The following is a 20,170-nucleotide window of genomic DNA, read 5'->3' on the forward strand; positions in this document are numbered from 1 at the left end:
CCCTTCAGCGGTGCCGTGATTCAGCCGGACCCGATACGGCCCGATAAATCAGACGGTCTCGGGAAGCTCCTCGAGCCCCTCGGAGACCAGCTTCGCCAGACGGTCGAGGGCGGCGTCCGCACCCTCGGCGTCCGACGCGAGGACGATCTCCTCGCCGCCCTGGGCGCCGAGGCCCAGGACCGCCAGCATGGAGGCCGCGTTGACGGGGTTGCCGTCGGCCTTGGCGATCGTCACGGGGATACCGGAGGCCGTGGTGGCCCGGACGAAGATGGAAGCGGGGCGGGCGTGGAGGCCCTCGGCCCAGCCGACGTTGACGCGGCGCTCAGCCATGTGATGCTGCCCTTCGGTGTTCAGGGTTGTCTAGACCAGTTTCCCACACGTGAAGTGTCTCCGGATCGGGTCGTACGTCCCGTCCGGGGTGAGTCGTCGGACCGCGGCCTCGGTCCGGCTTCCGTCCTCTTGCGATCCTGTTGCGCTCTCCACAGACTGCCTCGCGCCGTTGTCGTACGCGAGCCGTACTCTGGGGCCCATGCAGACCTCGTCGGACCGGCACGAGTACCCCGCCCACTGGGAAGCCGACGTGGTGCTGCGCGACGGCGGCACCGCGCGCATCCGCCCCATCACCGTTGATGACGCCGATCGCCTGGTCAGCTTCTACGAGCAGGTCTCGGACGAGTCGAAGTACTACCGCTTCTTCGCGCCCTACCCTCGTCTGTCCGCCAAGGACGTCCACCGCTTCACGCACCACGACTTTGTGGACCGGGTGGGTCTCGCCGCCACGGTCGGCGGCGAGTTCATCGCCACCGTACGCTACGACCGCATCGGCGCCGACGGAATGCCCGCGTCCGCCCCGTCCGACGAGGCCGAGGTCGCCTTCCTCGTCCAGGACGCCCACCAGGGCCGCGGTGTTGCCTCCGCCCTCCTCGAACACATCGGTGCCGTCGCCCGCGAGCGCGGCATCCGCCGTTTCGCCGCCGAGGTACTGCCCGCCAACAACAAGATGATCAAGGTGTTCACGGACGCCGGGTACACCCAGAAGCGCAGCTTCGAGGACGGCGTCGTACGCCTGGAGTTCGACCTGGAGCCCACCGACCGCTCGATGGCCGTGCAGTACGCGCGCGAACAGCGCGCGGAGGGGCGGTCCGTGGAGCGGCTCCTCAAGCCCGGCTCGGTCGCCGTCGTCGGCGTCGGCCGCACCCCCGGCGGCGTGGGCCGCAGCATCCTCGACAACATCCGTGAGGCCGGTTTCACCGGCCGCCTGTACGCCGTGAACAAGGCCTTCACCGACAAGGAGATCGACGGCGTCCCGGCGCACCGCTCGGTGCGCGACATCGAGGGCCCCGTCGACCTCGCGGTCGTCGCCGTGCCCGCCGAGCACGTCCCCGAGGTCGTCGCCGAGTGCGGCGAACACGGCGTGCAGGGCCTCGTCGTGATCTCCGCCGGGTACGCCGAGAGCGGCCCCGACGGACGCGAGCGCCAGCGCGAACTCGTCCGGCACGCGCGCGCGTACGGCATGCGGATCATCGGCCCCAACGCCTTCGGTGTCATCAACACCAACCCGGACGTACGGCTGAACGCCTCCCTGGCCAACGAGACGCCCCGCCCCGGCCGCATCGGCCTCTTCGCCCAGTCCGGCGCCATCGGCATCGCCCTGCTCTCCCGCCTGCACCGGCGCGGCGGCGGCGTCACAGGGGTCACCGGAGTGTCCACCTTCGTCTCCTCCGGCAACCGCGCGGACGTCTCCGGCAACGACGTCCTCCAGTACTGGTACGACGACCCGGACACCGACGTCGTCCTCATGTACCTGGAGTCCATCGGCAACCCCCGCAAGTTCACCCGCCTCGCCCGCCGAACGGCCGCCGCCAAGCCGCTCGTCGTCGTCCAGGGCGCCGGCTCCGCCCCGCAGGGGCACGCCGTGCGGGCCACCCGGCTGCCGCGCACGACCGTGTCCGCGCTGCTGAGACAGGCCGGCGTGATCCGTGTGAACACCATCACCGAACTGGTCGACACCGGCCTGCTGCTCGCCCGCCAGCCCCTGCCGCGCGGCCCGCGCGTGGCGATCCTCGGCAACTCCGAGTCGCTGGGCCTGCTCACCTACGACGCCTGCCTGTCCGAGGGGCTCAGGCCGCTGCCCCCGCTCGACCTGACGACGGCCGCCTCGGCGCGGGACTTCCACGCCGCGCTCGCGCGTGCGCTGGCGGACGACACCTGCGACGCCGTCGTCGTCACCGCGATCCCGTCGGTGGGCGAGGGCGCCGCCGGCGACGCCGCCCTGGCCGAGGCGCTGCGGTCGGCGGCCGAGCGGGTGCCCGGCAAGCCCGTCCTCGTCGTCCACGTCGAGCTGGGCGGACTGGCCGAGGCCCTGTCGGCCGCCACCAGCACGGCACCGCAGGCCGCGACACCGAGCGCCACCCACCCCTTCCGCGCCCTGGACCGCCTCGCCGCCAAGGACCCCGAGGAAACACCCGCCACCGGCCCCCGCCTCATCCCCGCCTACCCCGCCGCCGAACGCGCGGTCCGCGCCCTCGGCGAAGCCGTGAAGTACGCCCAGTGGCAGCGCGAGGCCGCCGCACCCGGCAAGGTGCCCGAGTTCGAGAACATCGACGAGAAGGGCGCAGCCCAGCTCATCGACGGCCTCCTCACGCGCGGACAGGGCCTCACCCTCGGCGCCGACGCCACCTGCGACCTCCTCGGCACGTACGGCATCCCCGTCCACCGCGCCCTCCCCGCACCCACCCCCGACGACGCGGCCGCCGCCGCGCGCACCCTCGGCTACCCCGTCGCCCTCAAGGCCACCGCCCCGCACCTGCGCCACCGCGCCGACCTGGGCGGCGTCCGGCTCGACCTCGCCGACGAGGAACAACTGCGCCGCTCGTACGCCGAGTTGACCGAGCTGTTCGGCTCGCCGGACGAGCTGCGTCCGGTCGTGCAGGGGATGGCCCCGCGCGGCGTGGACACCGTCGTACGGGCCGTCATCGACCCGGCGGCCGGCGCGGTGCTCTCCTTCGGGCTCGCCGGAGCCGCCTCCCAGCTGCTCGGCGACACCGCGCACCGGCTGATCCCGGTCACCGACCGGGAGGCGGCCACCCTGGTGCGGTCCATCCGGACGGCGCCGCTCCTGTTCGGCTGGCGCGGCTCGGCGCCCGTCGACACCGCCGCCCTCGAAGAACTGCTGCTCAGGGTGTCCCGCCTCGTCGACGACCACCCCGAGGTCGTCGCGGTCACCCTGGAGCCGGTCGTCGTCGCCCCGCACGGCCTGAGCGTCCTCGGCGCGTCCGTCCGGCTGGCGCCCCCTCCCGCCCGCGACGACCTGGGCCCGCGGACGCTCCCGGCGTACTGAGACCTTCCTGAGCGGTGCCTCGCAGTCAGTGCACCCCCGTAGGATGGACGTCATGGCCAAGACCAGTACGACGACCCAGGGGCTGCGCGCGGCGATCGAGCGCAGCGGCTACTACCCGGCCCTCGTGGCCGAGGCGGTGGAGGCCGCCGTGGGCGGCGAGCCCATGCGGTCGTTCCTGGTCCACCAGGAGACGACGTTCGACCAGAACGAGGTCCGGCGGCATGTGACCGTGCTCGTTCTCACCGAGCACCGCTTCATCGTCAGCCACACCGACGAGCAGGCCGCCGACAACACGTCCCCGACGCCGTACGCCACCACCTCCACCGAGTCGGTCAAGCTCGGCCGGATCTCGTCGGTCGTGCTCAGCCGCGTCGTCGCCAACCCGGAGCAGTACCAGCCGGGCACCCTGCCCCGCGAGGTCGTCCTGACCATCGGCTGGGGCGCCGTCTCCCGCATCGACCTGGAGCCCGCCGCCTGCGGCGACCCCAACTGCGAGGCGGACCACGGCTACACGGGCAGCTCGACGGCCGACGACCTCAGCCTCCGCGTCAGCGAGGCCGGGGACGGCCCGGAGACGGTGCGCCAGGCCCTCGCCTTCGCGCAGGCCCTCTCCGAGGCGACCGCGGACATCACCCGCTGATGTCCCACCTTTCCACCGCCTGGGACCCGCACCCGGAACCGCTTGCCGTGGACTCCGCGCCCCTTCCCCAATACGGCAGCGGCTCGCTCGCCGACCTCCTGCCCACGCTGGCCGCGGGCATGGGCGTGCCCGGGACGACCGCCACGATCACCGAGCTGGCCCCCGCCGACCGGAACTGCGTGTTCCTGATCGACGGCCTCGGTTGGGAGCAGCTGCGGGCGCACCCCGAGGACGCGCCCTTCATGGCCTCGCTCCTCGGCAGCTCCCGCGGCGGCACCGGCCGCCCGCTGACCGCCGGCTACCCCGCGACCACCGCGACGTCCCTGGCCTCGGTCGGCACCGGTCTCCCGCCGGGCGCCCACGGACTGCCCGGCTACACCGTGCGCAACCCGGACACCGGCGAGCTGATGAACCAGCTGCGCTGGCAGCCGTGGACCTCGCCGCGCGTGTGGCAGCCGTACCCCACGGTCTTCCAGCTGGCCCACGACGCCGGGGTGCACGCGGCCCAGGTGTCGTCGCCCACCTTCGAGAACACGCCGTTGACCAAGGTCGCCCTCAGCGGCGGCAAGTTCCTCGGCCGGCTGTCCGGCGAGGACCGCATGGACCTGGCCGCCGAGCAACTGGGCGCCGCCGACCGCGCGCTGGTCTACACGTACTACGCCGAACTCGACGGCGCCGGCCACCGCTTCGGCGTCGACTCCGACACCTGGCGCGGCCAGCTCATGCACGTGGACCGGCTGGTCCAGCGCCTCGCGGAACAACTCCCTCCGCGCAGCGCGCTGTACGTCACCGCCGACCACGGCATGGTCGACATCCCCTTCGACGAGCAGCACCGCATCGACTTCGACGAGGACTGGGAGCTGCGGGCAGGGGTCGCCCTGCTCGGCGGCGAGGGCCGGGCCCGCCATGTCTACGCCGTGCCCGGGGCCGCGAACGACGTCCTGACCTGCTGGCGCGAGGTGCTCGGCGAGCAGTTCTGGGTGGCCTCACGGGACGAGGCGATCGCGGCGGGCTGGTTCGGCCCGCACATCGACGACCGGGTGTACGACCGCCTCGGCGACGTGGTGGCGGCCGCGCGGGACGACGTTCTGATCATCGCGTCCGAGCGGGAGCCGAAGGAGTCGGCGATGGTCGGCAACCACGGTTCGATGACCCCTGCCGAGCAGCTGGTCCCGCTGCTCGAAGTACGCCCCTGAAGCCGTTCAGATCCCTCTCCTGTCGAACCTGTCGAACCTGTCGAAAACGCTGAAAGGTCCTCAACCCCCCATGCCCGAGCTGGTGTTCTTCTCCGGAACGATGGACTGCGGGAAGTCGACGCTGGCTCTCCAGATCGAGCACAACCGTTCCGCGCGCGGCCTCCAGGGCATGATCTTCACGCGTGACGACCGCGCGGGTGAGGGCAAGCTCTCCTCCCGGCTGGGCCTGGTGACGGACGCGGTCGAGGTCGAGGACGGTCAGGACCTGTACGCCTACCTCGTCGACCACCTCTCCCAGGGCGGTCGCGCGGACTACGTCATCGCCGACGAGGCCCAGTTCCTGGCGCCGGAGCAGATCGACCAACTCGCCCGTGTGGTGGACGACCTGGGCCTGGACGTCTACGCCTTCGGCATCACCACGGACTTCCGCTCCAAGCTCTTCCCCGGCTCCCAGCGCCTCGTCGAACTGGCCGACCGCGTCGAGGTCCTCCAGGTGGAGGCCCTGTGCTGGTGCGGCGCCCGGGCCACGCACAACGCCCGCACGATAGGCGGCGCCATGGTCGTGGAAGGCGCCCAGGTGGTGGTCGGCGACGTCAACCAGTCGGAAGCCATCGGCTACGAGGTCCTGTGCCGCCGCCACCACCGCCGCCGCATGACATCGGCAACGGCGAGAGCGGCGGCCCTGTCACCGGACGTACTGCCGGTCAACTCGGTTTAGGGACGGTCCATTCGCCTACGTCGTCGGCGAAGCCGCTGTTCATGGCGAACTGAACGGTGACGATCCGCGAGCCGTCCGAGACCTCGAAGGTGATGAAGCCCAGGGCTGTCTTGCCGGGCCCCACATTGACACTGGCGGGAAACGCGGGACCGGCAGCCGAATCGCCGAGGGTCGAGTCGAAGCGCTGCCCGGCCTTGTCGATCACGGTTGCCCCATTGGACGGGGAGTCGTGGTAGACGGCTGTTCCGGTGTTCTTCAGACGGAACTGAACGGCCACGTAGTGGTTCCCCGCGTCCGGCTGGAAGTCGTCGGGGTTCGTCGGAGCCGGATCGACAACCTTGGTGACGGTGACGTCGAGCCTCTCGCCCGGCTCGCTTCCCGTCAGGCTCACGGTGTCCCCGACGTGCGGGTCGGCAACAGGTGCCAGTGCTAGTGCAGGAGCTGCCAGCAGGCAAGTCAACAACGGTGCGGTACGACGGCGCATCGCTCCTCCATGTGCTGCGGAGCGGCTGATGTCACCATCGTCTGCCCTCAGGGCGTCGCCCGCACCACCGAGAACCTCGCCCCCTCCGGATCGGACACCGTGGCGACGCGGCCGTGTGGTGTGTCGTGGGGGTGTTCGAGGATGTGGCCGCCCAGGGCGGTGAGCAGGGCCAGGGTGTCGTCCGTGTCGGACACCTGGAAGTACGTCATCCAGTGCGGGCCCCGGTCGCGGGGGAGGGAGCTGCCGACGCCGTGGATGCCGGCGACCGGCCGGCCGGCGAGTTGGAGGGTGACGTGGTCGAGGTCGGCGGAGACGACCGGCTCCTCGTCGTAGCCGAAGACCGTTTCGTAGAACTTGGCGACGCTCGCCGTCTCGAAGGTGAGCAGTTCGTGCCAGGCCGGGGTGCCGGGGACGCCGGAGATGCCGGTGCCGCGGTGCACGCCCGCCTGCCACACGCCGAAGACCGCGCCCGAGGGGTCGGAGCCGATCGCGAGGCGCCCGGCGTCCCCCGCGTCCAGCGGGCCCACGCCGATCGTGCCGCCGCACAGCCGCACCGTCTCCGCCGTCAGGTCCACGTCGTCCGAGGCGAGGTACGGCGTCCAGGCGATGGGCAGATGGCGGTCGGGCGGAAGTTGGCCGATTCCTGCCACTTCGTGGCCGTCCAGCAGGGCGCGCACATACGGGCCCAGCTGCTGCGGGCCCGGTTGGAACTCCCAGCCGAACAGCTCGCCGTAGAACTCCTGGGTCGTGGTCAGCCCGTGCACCATCAGACTCACCCAGCAGGGTGTGCCGTTCGGGCCGGCCGACCCCCGTGCCTCGGTCATCGTCACTCTCTCCTCGACCCCTCGCGGTAGCCGTGTCGCCGCCGTGCTCCGGACCCCGTGCCGATGCTCGCACCACCCGTGGTGCCGCGCGCTCCGGGCGCGCCGCTGCTCTCCGCCCCTTCCCGCAGAATGCCCGGTGTGCGGTGACCCGACCTTTTCTGCGCGATTGCTGACGGATGTCGATCGGCTGTACAGCATGTGCCCGATCCCGTACGCCTCGTGATCGAGCCTGCCCGGCGGAGCAGAGTAGCCGGACATGGACGATGCGGCCACCCCGTGCGCGAGGATGGTGGCCATGAACGCCATCATCTCCGCATCCGAACTCGCGAGCGACTTGACCGGCTCGAACCCGCCGGTGGTCCTCGACGTCCGCTGGCAGCTGAGCGTGGCCAAGGCGGCCGGAGAGCCGCCCTTCGACGGCCGTGCCGCGTACGCGGCCGGGCACATTCCGGGCGCGGTCTTCGTTGACCTGGACCGGGAGCTCGCCGCGGCCCCCGGCGCGCGCGGCCGGCATCCGCTTCCCGAGGTCGCCGACTTCGGCGCCGCGATGCGCCGGGCGGGTGTCTCGGCCGGGACGCCGGTGATCGTGTACGACGGCGGACAGGGCTGGGCGGCCGCCCGCGCGTGGTGGATGCTGCGCTGGACAGGTCACCCGGACGTGCGGGTCCTCGACGGCGGGTTGCCGTCCTGGGAGGGGCCGTTGGAGACGGCCGAGCCGACTCCGGCGGAGGGCGACTTCGTGCCGCGGCCGGGCGCGGTGGACCTCCTCGACGCCGACGGGGCCGCGGCCCTGGCCCGTTCCGGGGTCCTGTTCGACGCCCGCGCGGGGGAGCGGTACCGGGGTGAGGTGGAGCCGATCGACCGGGTCGGCGGGCACATCCCGGGCGCCGTGTCCGCGCCCACGAACGAGAACGTCGCCGCGGACGGCCGCTTCCTGCCCGCCGAGGAACTGCACGCCCGCTTCAAGGCCCTCGGCGTCTCCGACGACGCCCCCGTGGGCGTGTACTGCGGTTCCGGCGTCTCCGGGGCGCACGAGGTGCTGGCGCTGGCGGTCGCGGGCATCCCGGCCGCGCTGTACGTGGGCTCCTGGTCGGAGTGGTCGTCGGACCCGTCGCGGCCGGTCGCCGTGGGCCCGGACCCGCAGTAGCCGCCGTACGGTCCGCATGAGGGCCCGCGTCCAGCGACGCGGGCCCTCATGGACGTCGTACGACCTGCTACTCCTGCTTCTTGCGCCGTGTCCCGAACACGATCTCGTCCCAGCTCGGGACCGCCGCCCGGCGGCCCGGGCGGACGCCGTCCGCCTCGGCCTGGCGGTCGGTGGCGCCGACGAGGCGGTCGCGGTGGGCGCCCACGGAGCGGGGCATGAGGACGTCCGCGTAGGCGGAACCGGCCGAGGCCGCCGGCGCCGGAGGCTCCTCCGCCGCGGGTTCGTCGGCGGGTTCCTCCACCGGGGCGGGGGTCTCCGAGGGGCGCTCCGGGACGACCAGGTCGCCCCGGAAGCTCGGCACCGCCTCCAGGAGGCTCGTCAGCGAGTCGCGTTCGCTCGCGCTCTCCTCCTCGGCCGGCTCGGGAGCCGGTCCGGGCAGCCCCAGGCGTTCCCGGTCGAGGGAACGGTCCAGCGGCCGGTCGCGCGGCAGCCGGGCGATGCGCGGTACGAAGGGAAAGCTGGGCTCCGGCGAGGCCGCGAGGTCGTCGGACTCACCGATGAGCGAGCGCGCCTCGTCGTCGACGGCCTGGACGAGCCGGCGGGGCGGGTCGTAGGTCCAGCTCGCCGAGTGCGGTTCGCCCGCGACCAGGTAGACGAGCAGCACCTCCCAAGTGCCGTCGTCGCGGCGCCAGGAGTCCCACTGGACGGTGTCCTTGTCGGCGCCGCGCAGCAGCAGTCGCTCCTGGACGGCCTCGCCGAGCTGTGGTCCGGCGTTCTCGCCGGGCCGGCGGACAGGGGTCTTGCGGGCCCGCTCGGCCATGAAGGCGCGCTCCGCGAGCACGGGGCCCTCGAAACGGCGCACCCGGTCGACGGGGATGCCGGCCATCTGCGCGACCTCCTCGGCCGTCGCACCGGCGCGTATACGTGCCTGAATGTCGCGGGGGCGGAGATGGCTCTCCACCTCGATCTCGATCTGGCCGAGGCGGGGACGGTCGCCGCGTACGGCGGCGCGCAGACGCTCGTCAATCGGAAGCGTGTACTCCGTGCTGTCCGCAGCCTTCAGCACCAGCCGTGTGCCGTCATTCGAGACGGCCACGACACGCAGTTCGGGCATGGGGACCTCCCGGGTGGTGCCTGCCGACGTCACGTGCGTCGCTGCTTCCGCTAGTCGAGTGTGGCCTGCCCGGGTGCAGCCTGCCACAACCTTGCCGAGTTGCCCGGCGTGTCGGGCCGGGGCCCTGGATCGCCGTTATGGCACGGTTATCTATTCGCAACGCTAAGTGACCAACTCCGTCACCCTGTGCAACTAGCCCCCTCCCGGCGGTCCTTGAAGGCCACGGACGCCCAGGCGGGAGACCGGACCCAGGGCTCGCAACAGTACTCCATTTGGACCACGTGCGTGGATTGGCGCGCCGCCCAACTTCCCGCAAGGGGTGGGACTTGGCCGTCCCCGGCAAGGATTTGCGGATCTTGAACGTGGCGTACTTCACGGAATCGCCAGAAACGGAACTAAACGTTTTCGTTCGTACGTCCCTTTGTCGTGCAGTTGGTTGATCAAGTACGGGAAAGGCAGGCAAGGTTCCGGGATGGGTGAAAGGCCCGATGTCAGGGAAAAGCGGATCGATCTGAACCTCCCCCAGGTGGCGGGCGCCGCGCTGGCCGCCGTGGTCGCGGCCAAACTCGCCTCCTATTTCGGGGTGTACGGCACGATCCTCGGCGCCGGCCTCGTCAGCGTGGTCGCCACCTGCGGGGGCTCCGTCTTCCAGCACCTGTTCAGACGTACGGGCGAACAACTCAGGGACGTCACGGGCCCCACCAAGGCATCGGCACCGGAACAGCCGCCGCGCCCCGGGGAGTTCACCGAGGGCACCGCCCACCGCGCGCGGGTCAGGAGCTGGAAGCGGCCCCTGGTCGCCGCGGCCCTCGTCTTCGGCGTCGCCATGGCCGGCGTCACCACCTATGAACTGGCGTCGGGCAACAGCCTCAGCGGCGGCAAGGGCACCACGGTCGCCGACGCCGTCACCGGCAAGGACACGTCGTCCGCAGGCTCCGACGGGTCCCCCGAATCCTCGGGGTCCGAGGGGTCCTCCGGGTCCTCCGGGTCCTCCGGGTCCTCCGGGTCCGGCAACTCCGGTGAGGACGCCACCACTTCCACGCCCTCACCGGCCCCGTCCGACGACACCTCGCCGTCGAGCGGCGCCACGTCCGGTGGCGGTACGACGTCCGGCCCGACGCCGACACCCGATCCCACACGCAGCGGCGGAACGCCGACGTCCACGCCGAGCGCGTCCGAGCCGTTGACGGCTACGCCCCCAGCACCCGCCGCAAGTAGTCGTTCTGGAACCGCCGATCAGGATCAAGCCGATCCCGCAGGGCGGTGAACTCGCCGAAGCGCGGATAGACCTCGGAGAAGTACTCGGCGTCGCGCGTGTGCACCTTGCCCCAGTGCGGCCGCCCCTCGTGCGCGGTGAAGATGCGCTCGGCGGCGGTGAAGTACGCCTGGTACGGCGTGCCCTTGACCATGTGGACGGCGATGTACGCGCTGTCGCGCCCCGACGCCGTGGACAGCGTGATGTCGTCGGCGGGCGCGGTGCGCACCTCGACGGGGAAGCTGATCCTCAGCCCGGAACGGTCGACCATGGTCCGCAGTTCACGCAGCACCTCGACCGCCGCCGCGCGCGGGACGGCGTACTCCATCTCCACGAACCGCACCCGGCGCGGCGATGTGAAGACCTTGTAGGGGATGTCGGTGTACGTCCGCGCGGACAGCGCCTTGCTGGAGATCTGGGCGATCGCCGGGATGGTGCCGGGCACCGCGCGGCCGACCCACTGGGCGACCTGGAAGACGCCGTTGGAGAGGAACTCGTCCTCGATCCAGCCCTGGAGCTGCGGCACCGGCTTCTCCGGGCCCGCGCTGCGGTTGTTGCGCTTGGTGTTGGTGCTGCCGGTGTGCGGGAACCAGTAGAACTCGAAGTGCTCGTTCTCGGCCCACAGCTCGTCGAAGTCGGCCAGCACCTTGTCGAACGGCATCGGCTCCTCGCGCGCGGTGAGCAGGAAGACCGGCTCCACCGCGAACGTGATCGCGGTGACGATGCCGAGCGCGCCCAGGCCGATCCGGGCCGCGGCGAAGACCTCGGGGTTCTCCTTCTCGGAGCAGGTGAGCACCGAGCCGTCGGCGGTGACCAGCTCAAGTCCCTTGATCTGGGCGGCGATCGATCCCGACTCGCGTCCGGTGCCGTGCGTGCCGGTACTCGTGGCTCCGGAGACCGTCTGCTCCATGATGTCGCCCATGTTCCGCAGCGAGAGCCCCTCGCGCGCGAGCGCCATGTTGAGCCTCTTGAGCTGGGTGCCGGCCCCGACCGTGACGGTCATGGCGTCCCGGTCGATGTTGCGGATACCGCTCAACAGTTGAGGGCGGATCAACACACCGTCGGTCGCCGCGATGGACGTGAAGGAGTGCCCGGTGCCGACGGGCTTGACCTTGAGTCCGTCCTCGGCGGCCCGCCGGACGGCGTCCGCCAGCTCCTCCACGGAGGCCGGAGTGACCTCCCGCGCGGGACGCGCGGCGACATTGCCGCCCCAGTTACGCCACGTGCCGTTCTTGCCGCTCACTGTGGTGCTCAACCGTGCCTCCCCGACGCGGAACCGGCCGCTTGAGCCGGCGGTACCCCAGGAAACCGACCGCGACCGCGACGGCCCCGGACACCGCCGGAACCCCGTACCCGGCCTGCGCCCCGGCCGCGTCGATGACCCAGCCGGCCACGGAGGAGCCGAGCGCGACCCCGACCGCGAGCCCGGTGCTGATCCAGGTCATGCCCTCGGTCAGTTGCGCGCGTGGTACGTGCTGCTCGATCAGGGACATCGTCGTGATCATCGTCGGAGCGATGGACAGTCCCGCCACGAACAGCGCCGCGGCCAGAAACGGCAAGTTTCCGACCAGTAGGAGGGGGATCATACTCACGGCCATCGCGCATATGCCCAGCAGCCAGCGAGGTTCCGGGGCTCCCTTGAAGCGCAACAGCCCGAACACGAGCCCCGCCACGCACGACCCCGCCGCGTAGAGGGCGAGCACGACGCTCGCGGCCCCCTTGTGCCCCTGCTCGTCGGCGAACGCGACGGTGACCACGTCGACGGCTCCGAAGATCGCCCCGGTCGCCACGAAGGTGGCCACCAGGACCTGGAGGCCGGGGGAGCGCAGGGCGCTGCCGCCCCCCTCGCCGTGGCGCTCACGCGGGTGCGGGGCGGGCTCGGTGGCCCGCTGCGAGGTCAGCCAGAAGACACCGACCGCGAGGAAGCAGGCGGCCAGCAGCGGCCCCGCCTCCGGGAACCACGCGGTCGACAGACCGATGGAGATGATCGGCCCGAAGATGAAGCACACCTCGTCGACGACCGACTCGAACGAGTACGCCGTGTGCAGCTGCGGGGTGTCCCGGTACAGGGCGGCCCACCGCGCGCGGATCATCGCGCCGACGCTCGGCACGCACCCGATGCCCGCGCTGAAGACGTACAGCGACCAGTCGGGCCACCCGAAGTGCGCGGCGCACAGCAGCCCGGCGGCCGAGGCGAGCGCGACGAGCGTCGCCGGCCGCAGCACCCGCCGCTGCCCGTACTGGTCGACCAGCCGCGACACCTGCGGCCCCGCCACCGCCGCGGCCAGCGCCATGGTGGCCGACAGCGCCCCGGCGAGGCCGTACCGCCCCGTCAGCTGGGACACCATGGTCACCACGCCGATGCCCATCATCGACAGCGGCATCCGGCCGAGGAACCCCGCGGCGGAGAAGCCCTTGGAGCCGGGGGCGGCGAACAGGGCGCGGTAGGGGCTCGGCACGGGGGTCTCCGGTCAAGGGAAGTGAAGCGGCTCGGCGTCGTCCGCGTCGGCGGCTCAGTAAGGCGCGAACTCGGCCGATACAGCTTACGAGTAAGGCGACCCTAACGCACCCGCTCGGACGGCTGGGGCCTGTCCTGGGGAACCCCGTCCGTCACCCCGCCGTTTCCCGCCTGTCAGTACCGGATGACAGGATCGACCCATGCCAGACGCGCGCGATGCCACCCCCTACGACGCCCTGCTCCTGCTCTCGTTCGGCGGCCCCGAGGGCCCGGACGACGTGGTCCCGTTCCTGGAGAACGTGACGCGCGGGCGAGGCATCCCCAAGGAACGCCTGAAGGAAGTCGGGCAGCACTACTTCCTGTTCGGCGGCGTGAGCCCCATCAACGACCAGAACCGCGCCCTGCTCGACGCCCTGCGCAAGGACTTCGCCGACCACGGCCTGGATCTGCCGATCTACTGGGGCAACCGCAACTGGGCCCCGTACCTCACGGACACGCTGCGCGAGATGATCGCCGACGGCCGCCGCCGCATCCTCGTCCTCGCCACCAGCGCGTACGCCTCGTACTCGGGCTGCCGCCAGTACCGCGAGAACCTCGCGGACTCCCTCGCGGCCCTGGAGGCCGAGGGCCTGGAACTGCCGAAGGTCGACAAGCTCCGCCACTACTACAACCACGAGGGTTTCCTGGAGCCCATGATCGAGGGCGTCCTGCAGTCCCTGGCCGACCTCCCCGACGAGGTCCGGGACGGCGCCCACCTCGCCTTCTCGACCCACTCCATCCCGAACGCCTCGGCGGACACCTCGGGTCCGGTCGAGGACCACGGCGAGGGCGGCGCGTACGTGCGGCAGCACCTGGAGGTCGCGCGCCTGATCGCCGAGGCGGTCCGGGACCGCACGGGCATCGACCACCCCTGGCAGCTCGTCTACCAGTCCCGCTCCGGAGCCCCGCACATCCCGTGGCTGGAGCCGGACATCTGCGACCACCTGGAGGAGCGCCACGAGGCCGGCGTCCCCGCCGTCGTGATCGCCCCCATCGGCTTCGTCTCCGACCACATGGAGGTCCTCTACGACCTCGACACGGAGGCCAAGGCCAAGGCGGAGGAGCTGGGCCTGCCGATGCGCCGCTCGGCCACGGTCGGGGCCGACCCGCGCTTCGCGGCGGCCGTCCGCGACCTGATCCTGGAGCGGGCGGCGACCGAACGCGGCCAGGAGGTCACCCCCTGCGCCCTCGGCGCGCTGGGCCCGAGCCACAACCTCTGCCCGGTCGGCTGCTGCCCCGCCCGAGCCCCCCGCCCGGCCGCCGCCGGCGCCGACAGCCCCTACGCGTGAGGACCCCCGTGACCGACCCCCTCCACACCGAACTGCTCAAGCTCGCCCAGGAGGCGGCCCGCCGCGCCGGCGACCTCCTCCGGGACGGCCGCCCGGCCGACCTGGAGGTGGCGAGGACCAAGTCGAGCCCCATCGACGTGGTCACGGAGATGGACATCGCGGCGGAGAAACTGATCACGGACCTGATCTCCGCGCACCGCCCGGACGACGGCTTCCTGGGCGAGGAGGGCGCCTCCAGTGAGGGCACGAGCGGCGTCCGCTGGGTGATCGACCCGCTCGACGGCACGGTCAACTACCTCTATGGCCTGCCCACTTGGGCGGTCTCCATCGCCGCCGAGGTGAACGGCGAGACGGCCGTCGGCGTGGTCGCGGCACCGATGCGGGGCGAGACGTACCACGCCGTCCGCGGCGAGGGCGCCTGGGCGACGGGCCCCACGTGGTCCGGCGACCGCGCGCTGGCCTGCCGCCCCGCACCGCCTCTCGACCAGGCACTGGTCTCGACGGGCTTCAACTACGTCCTGGAGGTCCGCACCCACCAGGCCGAGGTGGCCCAGCGCCTGATCCCCCTCCTCCGCGACATCCGGCGCAGCGGCTCGGCCGCCGTCGACCTCTGCGACGTGGCGGCGGGCCGCCTGGACGGCTACTACGAACGCGGCCTGCACCCCTGGGACCTCGCCGCGGGCGACCTGATCGCCCGAGAGGCGGGCGCCCTGACCGGTGGCCGCCCCGGAGAACGCCCCGCACACCATCTGGCGATCGCCGCCACCCCGGGCGTCTTCGAGCCCCTCCAGCAGCTCCTGGAGGACTTCGGCGCCTGGCACGACTGACGCCCTCGACCGACAACGCAACACAACCCCCGGTGCTGGATTCACCGGGGGTTGTCGCCGTGCTGCCGTGCTGTCGTGCCGAGGTGCTGGTCAGACGCTACGCGCCGACCTCCACACCATGCTCGTAAGCCAGGCGGCGCAGGTCGTCGAGCTCGGCCTGTTCCACCTCGACGAGGAAGTCGTCGCCCTCGTCGCGAGCCCGCGTCAGGTCGGACTCGGTCGTCCTTATGCGCTGCAGAAGTCCTGCGGTGAATGCGTCCATGCTGCGCCCCCTCGTCCTGGGTCGTGGGTCGGTGGCACGGGGGTGTGCCGTTCGGAAGGGACGATCACGCCTCGATGCAGATGCCCAGCGCTGCCCTGCTGGGCGGCGACGGCGCCGGACACCCACGCCCACTCTGCGGAAAGCGGATTGCGCTGTACCGCATGGTGCTGCGGCACATGCAGAGCGTGATCGCGGGGTGTAAAGCCGTCCTCCCCCCGCTCCCTTCCACGGAAACCTCAACCGCACGAGAAAATCTCGCATTCCCGGGCTTCATACCTGTCGTTCAGACGGTGCTCACCCGCCTTACAGCCGACTTATGGCCGAAAAGGGCAGGATGGAGGCCAACACACTCATCGACACCCCTGCCCGTGTGCCCGAGAAGCGCTACGCGAGTGGACACGGGTGGACACAGGAAGGACAAGCGACGTGCGCGTACTCGTCGTCGAGGACGAGCAGCTGCTCGCCGATGCGGTGGCCACCGGACTGCGCCGGGAGGCCATGGCCGTCGACGTCGTGTACGACGGTGCGGCCGCCCTGGAGCGCATCGGCGTCAACGACTACGACGTGGTCGTCCTCGACCGCGACCTCCCCCTCGTCCACGGCGACGACGTCTGCCGCAAGATCGTCGAGCTCGGCATGCCCACGCGCGTGCTGATGCTCACCGCGTCCGGCGACGTCAGCGACCGGGTCGAGGGCCTGGAGATCGGCGCCGACGACTATCTGCCCAAGCCCTTCGCGTTCAGCGAGCTGACGGCACGCGTGCGTGCCCTCGGCCGCCGGACCAGCGTGCCGCTGCCGCCCGTCCTGGAGCGCGCCGGCATCAAGCTCGACCCGAACCGCCGCGAGGTCTTCCGCGACGGCAAGGAAGTCCAGCTCGCGCCGAAGGAGTTCGCCGTCCTGGAGGTGCTGATGCGCTCCGAGGGCGCCGTCGTCTCCGCGGAGCAGCTCCTGGAGAAGGCCTGGGACGAGAACACCGACCCGTTCACCAACGTCGTCCGGGTGACCGTCATGACCCTGCGCCGCAAGCTGGGCGAGCCGCCTGTCATCGTCACCGTCCCCGGCTCGGGCTACCGGATCTGAGCCGCACCGTGGCCACGACCCCCGCGCCTCCCCAGGCGCCCCCCAAGCCCACCTGGGACCCCCGCAGGCCGGAGCCCCCGTTCCCCTGGCTGCGTCCCACCATCCGCATAAGGCTGACCCTGCTGTACGGCGGGATGTTCCTGATCGCGGGCATCCTGCTGCTGTCGATCATCTACCTGCTGGCGGCGAACGCGCTGAACGTCGGCAGCGACCTCCCCTTCAAGGTCGTCACCGGCACGGTGTCCAGCGAGAGCTGCAACATCACCTCCACCCAGCTGCCGGCGCCCGACCTCAACCACGCCCTCAACGAGTGCGTCAACGAACAGCGTCAGCACGCCCTCGACAACCTCCTCAGCCGCTCCCTCCTCGCCCTGCTCGGTCTCGCGATCATCGCCTTCGCCTTCGGCTACGCGATGGCCGGCCGCGTCCTGTCCCCGCTGGGCCGGATCACCCGGACCGCCCGCGCGGTGGCGGGCTCGGACCTGTCGCGGCGGATCGAGCTGGACGGACCGGACGACGAGCTGAAGGAGCTGGCCGACACCTTCGACGACATGCTGGAGCGTCTCCAGCGGGCCTTCACGGCCCAGCAGCGCTTCGTCGGCAACGCCTCCCACGAACTCCGCACCCCCCTCGCCATCAACCGCACGCTGCTGGAGGTGCACCTGTCCGACCCGGGCGCGCCCGTGGAGCTCCAGCAGCTCGGCAAGACGCTGCTGGCCACCAACGAACGCAGCGAGCAGCTCGTGGAGGGCCTGCTGCTGCTCGCCCGCAGCGACAACCAGATCGTCGAGCGCAAGCCGGTGGACCTCGCCGAGGTCGCCGAGCAGGCCGTCGACCAGGTCCACGCCGAGGCCGAGGCCAAGGGCGTCGAGATCCGCGGCGAGCGGCTGTCCGCGGTCGTCCAGGGCAACGGCGTCCTGCTGGAGCGGATCGCGCTGAACCTCGTCCAGAACGCCGTGCGGTACAACGTGCCGAATGAGGAGGCGCAGCGCGAAGCGCTTCCGAACAAGGGCGGTGGCGGGCGACGGGAGGGCGGCTGGGTCGAGGTCACCACCGAGGTCCAGCACGGGCAGGCGGTGCTGGTCGTGTCGAACACCGGGCCGGTCGTGCCGGCGTACGAGATCGACAACCTCTTCGAGCCGTTCAAGCGGCTGCGGGGGGCCGACCGGACCGGCAGCGACAAGGGTGTCGGGCTCGGTCTGTCGATCGTGCGGTCGGTCGCGCGGGCGCACGGCGGGCACATCTACGCACAGCCGCGAGAGGGAGGAGGACTCGTGATGCGGGTCACCCTCCCGATCTGAGACCATGTCGCCGACACACGGGGATGTTCGCTTTGCGCGGAATTTTCTGGGCACTCGTCGAGCTGACCCGTGTGTGATCGATCACAAGGGCGAATTTCCGGCCATCTACCGACAGTGATCAAGAATGCGGCCGGAAAGCCGGGAAAGTCCGGGTTTTCGGGGGCCTTGATCACGGGAAGTACACGGTGAGACGCCTTTGAAGTGCGGCATTCGGACCGTGTACGGTCCCCATCGCCATCCCAGCCGATCACTCATGAGGAGTCCGGTTGGGTGTCGATTGAGTAACAGACCTTGATGTGAGGCAAAATCTCCGCCTCGGGTCGGGCACAAGTCCGGCCTCTCACGCGTTACGTGCGCTGGAGACACCGCAGACACCCAGAGGGGGAGAGCGACATGGCAACGGATTACGACACCCCACGCAAGACCGACGACGACGTCGACTCGGACAGCCTTGAAGAGCTGAAGGCCAGGAGGAACGACAAGTCGACCTCCGCCGTGGACGTCGACGAGTTCGAGGCCGCGGAAGGCCTGGAGCTGCCCGGCGCGGACCTCTCGAACGAGGAGTTGGCCGTCCGGGTGCTGCCCAAGCAGCAGGACGAGTTCACCTGCATGAGCTGCTTCCTGGTGCACCACCGCAGCCAGCTGGCCCGCGAGAAGAACGGTCAGCCGATCTGCCGCGACTGCGACTGAGGACGGGTCGGCCGTGACTGGCTCGACCCCTCCCTGGAAGCGCCGCTCCCGCCAGGTGGGAGCGGACCAAGGGCCGTCCGACGGCCCTCTCGGCGCGCGTGACGACGAGCGTGGCTCATCCCGTACGGGACCTTCCGGTACGGGATCGGCCTCGCTCGAACCCGCGGCCGGCCGGAGTGACCTCCCGGCCTCCGCGGAGCAGTACCCCGCGCCCGTCGCCAAGCGGCGGGCCGCGGTCATCCGGGAAAAGGTCGGGGAAGGCGTCCGCAAGGGCGGCAGCCGCGCCAGGGCGGGCCTGGCGTACCTCGCCGACCGGATCATCGACATCGCCCCCAGAATCCCCGTACGCGACCTTCAGGCGCTGCGCAGGCAGTTCCCGGGTCTGACGCCCGAGCAACTCGCCGACAAGCTCGTGGCGGGCGCGGCGACGGCCACCGCGACGGTCGGTGCCGGTGTCGGCGCGGCGGCGATGCTGCCCGTACCGCCCGCGATGCCGACGGAACTGGCCGCGGAGATCACCGGAGTCGCGGCGATCGAGCTCAAACTGATCGCCGAGCTCCACGAGGTCTACGGCGTGCGGCCGCCCGGCACCCTCAAGGACCGCAGCACCGCCTACCTGAACTCCTGGTCGGGCGAGCGCGGCATCGACGTGACCAAGCCGTCGACGATCAACTCCGCCCTCAGCGGCCCGATGAAGAACCAGCTGCGGCAGCAGATCATGAAGCGCATGGTCCGGGACCTGCCGAACCTGATGCCGTTCATGGTCGGCGCGGCCGTGGGCGCGGTCATGAACCGCAGGGACACCAGAAAGCTGGCCGGACGCATCCGCGCGGACCTGCGCAAGATCCAGGTGCCCTGGGACGCGCTTCCCGAGCTCCCGCCGCTGGAGCCGCCCGCGGACCCCCTGACGGTCGGGGACGTCGCGAAGGAGCTCGGCCGCGGGCACGGCGACGGCCGCCGCGGCCGGTAAGAGTTGCGTGAGATTCGAGCGGCCGCGCCCGTCGGGTGACGACTGGCGCGAATGTTCTACGCGGCTTCCCGCGCCTGCCTGATCGCCTCCGCCAGCCGCTCCGGCTCACGCGTCGACAGGTACAGGTACGGCGTCGGGTCCTCGGGATCGGTGACGATCACACGCAGCGCCGTCGGGATGTAGGCGCGCAGCAGCAGGAAGGCGCGGGTGTCGGCCTTGTACGTGCGCCAGGCGCGCGCCTCCTCCGCGTCCAGGATCTCCGTCTCACCGAGGGCCGTGACCGGGATCTTCGCCTCTCCGGCGATCAGCGAGTCGCCCACGATCCGGATGCGCTGCGAGCCGTAGGAGCTGGCGAGGACCGCCGCCGCCGCGGTGCCGCCGACCAGGCCGCCGAGCAGCGGCAGGGTGCCGAACGGCAGCAGGATGAGGGCGAAGGAGACCCCCACCAGGAACGAGATCAGCCACCACGAGCGGGGCGCGGTGAGGCGTTCTTCGTACGGGGTCGCGGAGAGCTGCATGAATCCAAGCTTGGCACG

Annotated in this window: 20 protein-coding genes; 12 read left to right on the forward strand and 8 right to left on the reverse strand. The window is 71.3% G+C overall.

The window, feature by feature from the left end; genetic code table 11:
- Positions 1-48: 48 nt before the first annotated feature.
- The gene (locus tag EJC51_RS35350; protein ID WP_059198592.1) at positions 49-330 is read right to left on the reverse strand and encodes an HPr family phosphocarrier protein; all 282 of its coding nucleotides are present in this window, start codon (positions 328-330) and stop codon (positions 49-51) included.
- A 199-nt stretch (positions 331-529) separates the two neighbouring features.
- Between EJC51_RS35350 and EJC51_RS35360 the strand changes: the two genes are divergently transcribed.
- From EJC51_RS35360 to EJC51_RS35375, 4 genes are all read left to right on the forward strand, one after another.
- Positions 530-3,340 (forward strand): bifunctional acetate--CoA ligase family protein/GNAT family N-acetyltransferase, encoded by a 2,811-nt coding sequence (locus EJC51_RS35360; RefSeq protein WP_126274765.1) that lies wholly within the window; start codon positions 530-532, stop codon positions 3,338-3,340.
- A gap of 43 nt (positions 3,341-3,383) precedes the next feature.
- Positions 3,384-3,980, forward strand: a complete 597-nt coding sequence (locus EJC51_RS35365; protein ID WP_097269799.1) for a DUF5998 family protein — start codon at positions 3,384-3,386, stop codon at positions 3,978-3,980.
- Positions 3,980-5,176 carry an alkaline phosphatase family protein gene (locus EJC51_RS35370; RefSeq protein WP_208870761.1) on the forward strand — a complete coding sequence of 399 codons (1,197 nt, stop codon included), beginning with the start codon at positions 3,980-3,982 and terminating at the stop codon, positions 5,174-5,176. The genes EJC51_RS35365 and EJC51_RS35370 overlap by 1 nt, the downstream gene beginning before the upstream one ends.
- 70 nt (positions 5,177-5,246) lie before the next feature.
- Positions 5,247-5,894, forward strand: a complete 648-nt coding sequence (locus EJC51_RS35375) for a thymidine kinase (RefSeq protein WP_126274767.1) — start codon at positions 5,247-5,249, stop codon at positions 5,892-5,894.
- On the opposite strand, the gene EJC51_RS35380 is transcribed toward EJC51_RS35375, so the two are convergent.
- The gene (locus tag EJC51_RS35380) at positions 5,881-6,378 is read right to left on the reverse strand and encodes a DUF4352 domain-containing protein (RefSeq protein WP_126274768.1); all 498 of its coding nucleotides are present in this window, start codon (positions 6,376-6,378) and stop codon (positions 5,881-5,883) included. The genes EJC51_RS35375 and EJC51_RS35380 overlap by 14 nt on opposite strands.
- Before the next feature lie 47 nt (positions 6,379-6,425).
- Positions 6,426-7,202 (reverse strand): VOC family protein, encoded by a 777-nt coding sequence (locus EJC51_RS35385; RefSeq protein ID WP_126274769.1) that lies wholly within the window; start codon positions 7,200-7,202, stop codon positions 6,426-6,428.
- Positions 7,203-7,497: 295 nt separating this feature from the next.
- Between EJC51_RS35385 and EJC51_RS35390 the strand changes: the two genes are divergently transcribed.
- Complete coding sequence (locus EJC51_RS35390) at positions 7,498-8,349, forward strand: sulfurtransferase (protein ID WP_126274770.1); 852 nt, start codon at positions 7,498-7,500, stop codon at positions 8,347-8,349.
- Positions 8,350-8,416: 67 nt separating this feature from the next.
- On the opposite strand, the gene sepH is transcribed toward EJC51_RS35390, so the two are convergent.
- Positions 8,417-9,463: a septation protein SepH gene (gene sepH / locus EJC51_RS35395; RefSeq protein WP_097269810.1), complete on the reverse strand. Its 1,047-nt coding sequence runs from the start codon at positions 9,461-9,463 to the stop codon at positions 8,417-8,419.
- A 472-nt stretch (positions 9,464-9,935) separates the two neighbouring features.
- On the opposite strand from sepH, the gene EJC51_RS47910 reads away from it, so the two are divergent.
- Positions 9,936-10,730, forward strand: coding sequence for a RodZ family helix-turn-helix domain-containing protein (locus tag EJC51_RS47910; RefSeq protein ID WP_166682932.1), 795 nt, complete (start codon positions 9,936-9,938; stop codon positions 10,728-10,730).
- Here EJC51_RS47910 and EJC51_RS35410 read toward each other — a convergent pair.
- On the reverse strand, positions 10,654-11,973 hold the full coding sequence (locus EJC51_RS35410; protein ID WP_126274771.1) for a D-arabinono-1,4-lactone oxidase: 1,320 nt from the start codon (positions 11,971-11,973) through the stop codon (positions 10,654-10,656). The genes EJC51_RS47910 and EJC51_RS35410 overlap by 77 nt on opposite strands.
- The gene (locus EJC51_RS35415) at positions 11,933-13,177 is read right to left on the reverse strand and encodes an MFS transporter (protein WP_126274772.1); all 1,245 of its coding nucleotides are present in this window, start codon (positions 13,175-13,177) and stop codon (positions 11,933-11,935) included. Before EJC51_RS35415 ends, EJC51_RS35410 begins: the two co-directional genes overlap by 41 nt.
- Before the next feature lie 199 nt (positions 13,178-13,376).
- On the opposite strand from EJC51_RS35415, the gene EJC51_RS35420 reads away from it, so the two are divergent.
- Together EJC51_RS35420 and EJC51_RS35425 are read left to right on the forward strand one after the other, a co-directional pair.
- Complete coding sequence (locus tag EJC51_RS35420) at positions 13,377-14,504, forward strand: ferrochelatase (RefSeq protein WP_126274773.1); 1,128 nt, start codon at positions 13,377-13,379, stop codon at positions 14,502-14,504.
- Positions 14,505-14,512: 8 nt separating this feature from the next.
- Positions 14,513-15,331: an inositol monophosphatase family protein gene (locus EJC51_RS35425; protein ID WP_126274774.1), complete on the forward strand. Its 819-nt coding sequence runs from the start codon at positions 14,513-14,515 to the stop codon at positions 15,329-15,331.
- Positions 15,332-15,428: 97 nt separating this feature from the next.
- On the opposite strand, the gene EJC51_RS47915 is transcribed toward EJC51_RS35425, so the two are convergent.
- The gene (locus EJC51_RS47915; RefSeq protein ID WP_165951272.1) at positions 15,429-15,593 is read right to left on the reverse strand and encodes a hypothetical protein; all 165 of its coding nucleotides are present in this window, start codon (positions 15,591-15,593) and stop codon (positions 15,429-15,431) included.
- Between the two features lie 426 nt (positions 15,594-16,019).
- Between EJC51_RS47915 and EJC51_RS35430 the strand changes: the two genes are divergently transcribed.
- The 4 genes from EJC51_RS35430 to EJC51_RS35445 all read left to right on the forward strand — a co-directional run bounded on the left by EJC51_RS35430 (position 16,020) and on the right by EJC51_RS35445 (position 19,634).
- Positions 16,020-16,673: a response regulator transcription factor gene (locus EJC51_RS35430; protein WP_007385219.1), complete on the forward strand. Its 654-nt coding sequence runs from the start codon at positions 16,020-16,022 to the stop codon at positions 16,671-16,673.
- An 8-nt stretch (positions 16,674-16,681) separates the two neighbouring features.
- Entirely contained in the window at positions 16,682-17,974 is a 1,293-nt protein-coding gene (locus EJC51_RS35435) for a sensor histidine kinase (RefSeq protein ID WP_126274775.1), read from the forward strand.
- A gap of 393 nt (positions 17,975-18,367) precedes the next feature.
- On the forward strand, positions 18,368-18,664 hold the full coding sequence (locus tag EJC51_RS35440) for a DUF4193 domain-containing protein (protein WP_005481602.1): 297 nt from the start codon (positions 18,368-18,370) through the stop codon (positions 18,662-18,664).
- Positions 18,665-18,677: 13 nt separating this feature from the next.
- Positions 18,678-19,634: a hypothetical protein gene (locus tag EJC51_RS35445; protein ID WP_126274776.1), complete on the forward strand. Its 957-nt coding sequence runs from the start codon at positions 18,678-18,680 to the stop codon at positions 19,632-19,634.
- 56 nt (positions 19,635-19,690) lie between these two features.
- On the opposite strand, the gene EJC51_RS35450 is transcribed toward EJC51_RS35445, so the two are convergent.
- Complete coding sequence (locus EJC51_RS35450; protein WP_059198606.1) at positions 19,691-20,152, reverse strand: DUF3093 domain-containing protein; 462 nt, start codon at positions 20,150-20,152, stop codon at positions 19,691-19,693.
- Positions 20,153-20,170 lie beyond the last annotated feature (18 nt).

Origin of the sequence: Streptomyces aquilus, from assembly GCF_003955715.1 — a bacterium.
Classification (GTDB): Bacteria; Actinomycetota; Actinomycetes; order Streptomycetales; family Streptomycetaceae; genus Streptomyces; species Streptomyces aquilus.

Bases quoted from the DNA above. Each gene is read 5' to 3' on its own strand.
- EJC51_RS35350 (WP_059198592.1), bottom strand. From the start codon at position 330: ATGGCTGAGCGCCGCGTCAACGTCGGCTGGGCCGAGGGCCTCCACGCC.
- EJC51_RS35360 (WP_126274765.1), top strand. From the start codon at position 530: ATGCAGACCTCGTCGGACCGGCACGAGTACCCCGCCCACTGGGAAGCC.
- EJC51_RS35365 (WP_097269799.1), top strand. From the start codon at position 3,384: ATGGACGTCATGGCCAAGACCAGTACGACGACCCAGGGGCTGCGCGCG.
- EJC51_RS35370 (WP_208870761.1), top strand. From the start codon at position 3,980: ATGTCCCACCTTTCCACCGCCTGGGACCCGCACCCGGAACCGCTTGCC.
- EJC51_RS35375 (WP_126274767.1), top strand. From the start codon at position 5,247: ATGCCCGAGCTGGTGTTCTTCTCCGGAACGATGGACTGCGGGAAGTCG.
- EJC51_RS35380 (WP_126274768.1), bottom strand. From the start codon at position 6,378: ATGCGCCGTCGTACCGCACCGTTGTTGACTTGCCTGCTGGCAGCTCCT.
- EJC51_RS35385 (WP_126274769.1), bottom strand. From the start codon at position 7,202: ATGACCGAGGCACGGGGGTCGGCCGGCCCGAACGGCACACCCTGCTGG.
- EJC51_RS35390 (WP_126274770.1), top strand. From the start codon at position 7,498: ATGAACGCCATCATCTCCGCATCCGAACTCGCGAGCGACTTGACCGGC.
- sepH (WP_097269810.1), bottom strand. From the start codon at position 9,463: ATGCCCGAACTGCGTGTCGTGGCCGTCTCGAATGACGGCACACGGCTG.
- EJC51_RS47910 (WP_166682932.1), top strand. From the start codon at position 9,936: ATGGGTGAAAGGCCCGATGTCAGGGAAAAGCGGATCGATCTGAACCTC.
- EJC51_RS35420 (WP_126274773.1), top strand. From the start codon at position 13,377: ATGCCAGACGCGCGCGATGCCACCCCCTACGACGCCCTGCTCCTGCTC.
- EJC51_RS47915 (WP_165951272.1), bottom strand. From the start codon at position 15,593: ATGGACGCATTCACCGCAGGACTTCTGCAGCGCATAAGGACGACCGAG.
- EJC51_RS35440 (WP_005481602.1), top strand. From the start codon at position 18,368: ATGGCAACGGATTACGACACCCCACGCAAGACCGACGACGACGTCGAC.
- EJC51_RS35450 (WP_059198606.1), bottom strand. From the start codon at position 20,152: ATGCAGCTCTCCGCGACCCCGTACGAAGAACGCCTCACCGCGCCCCGC.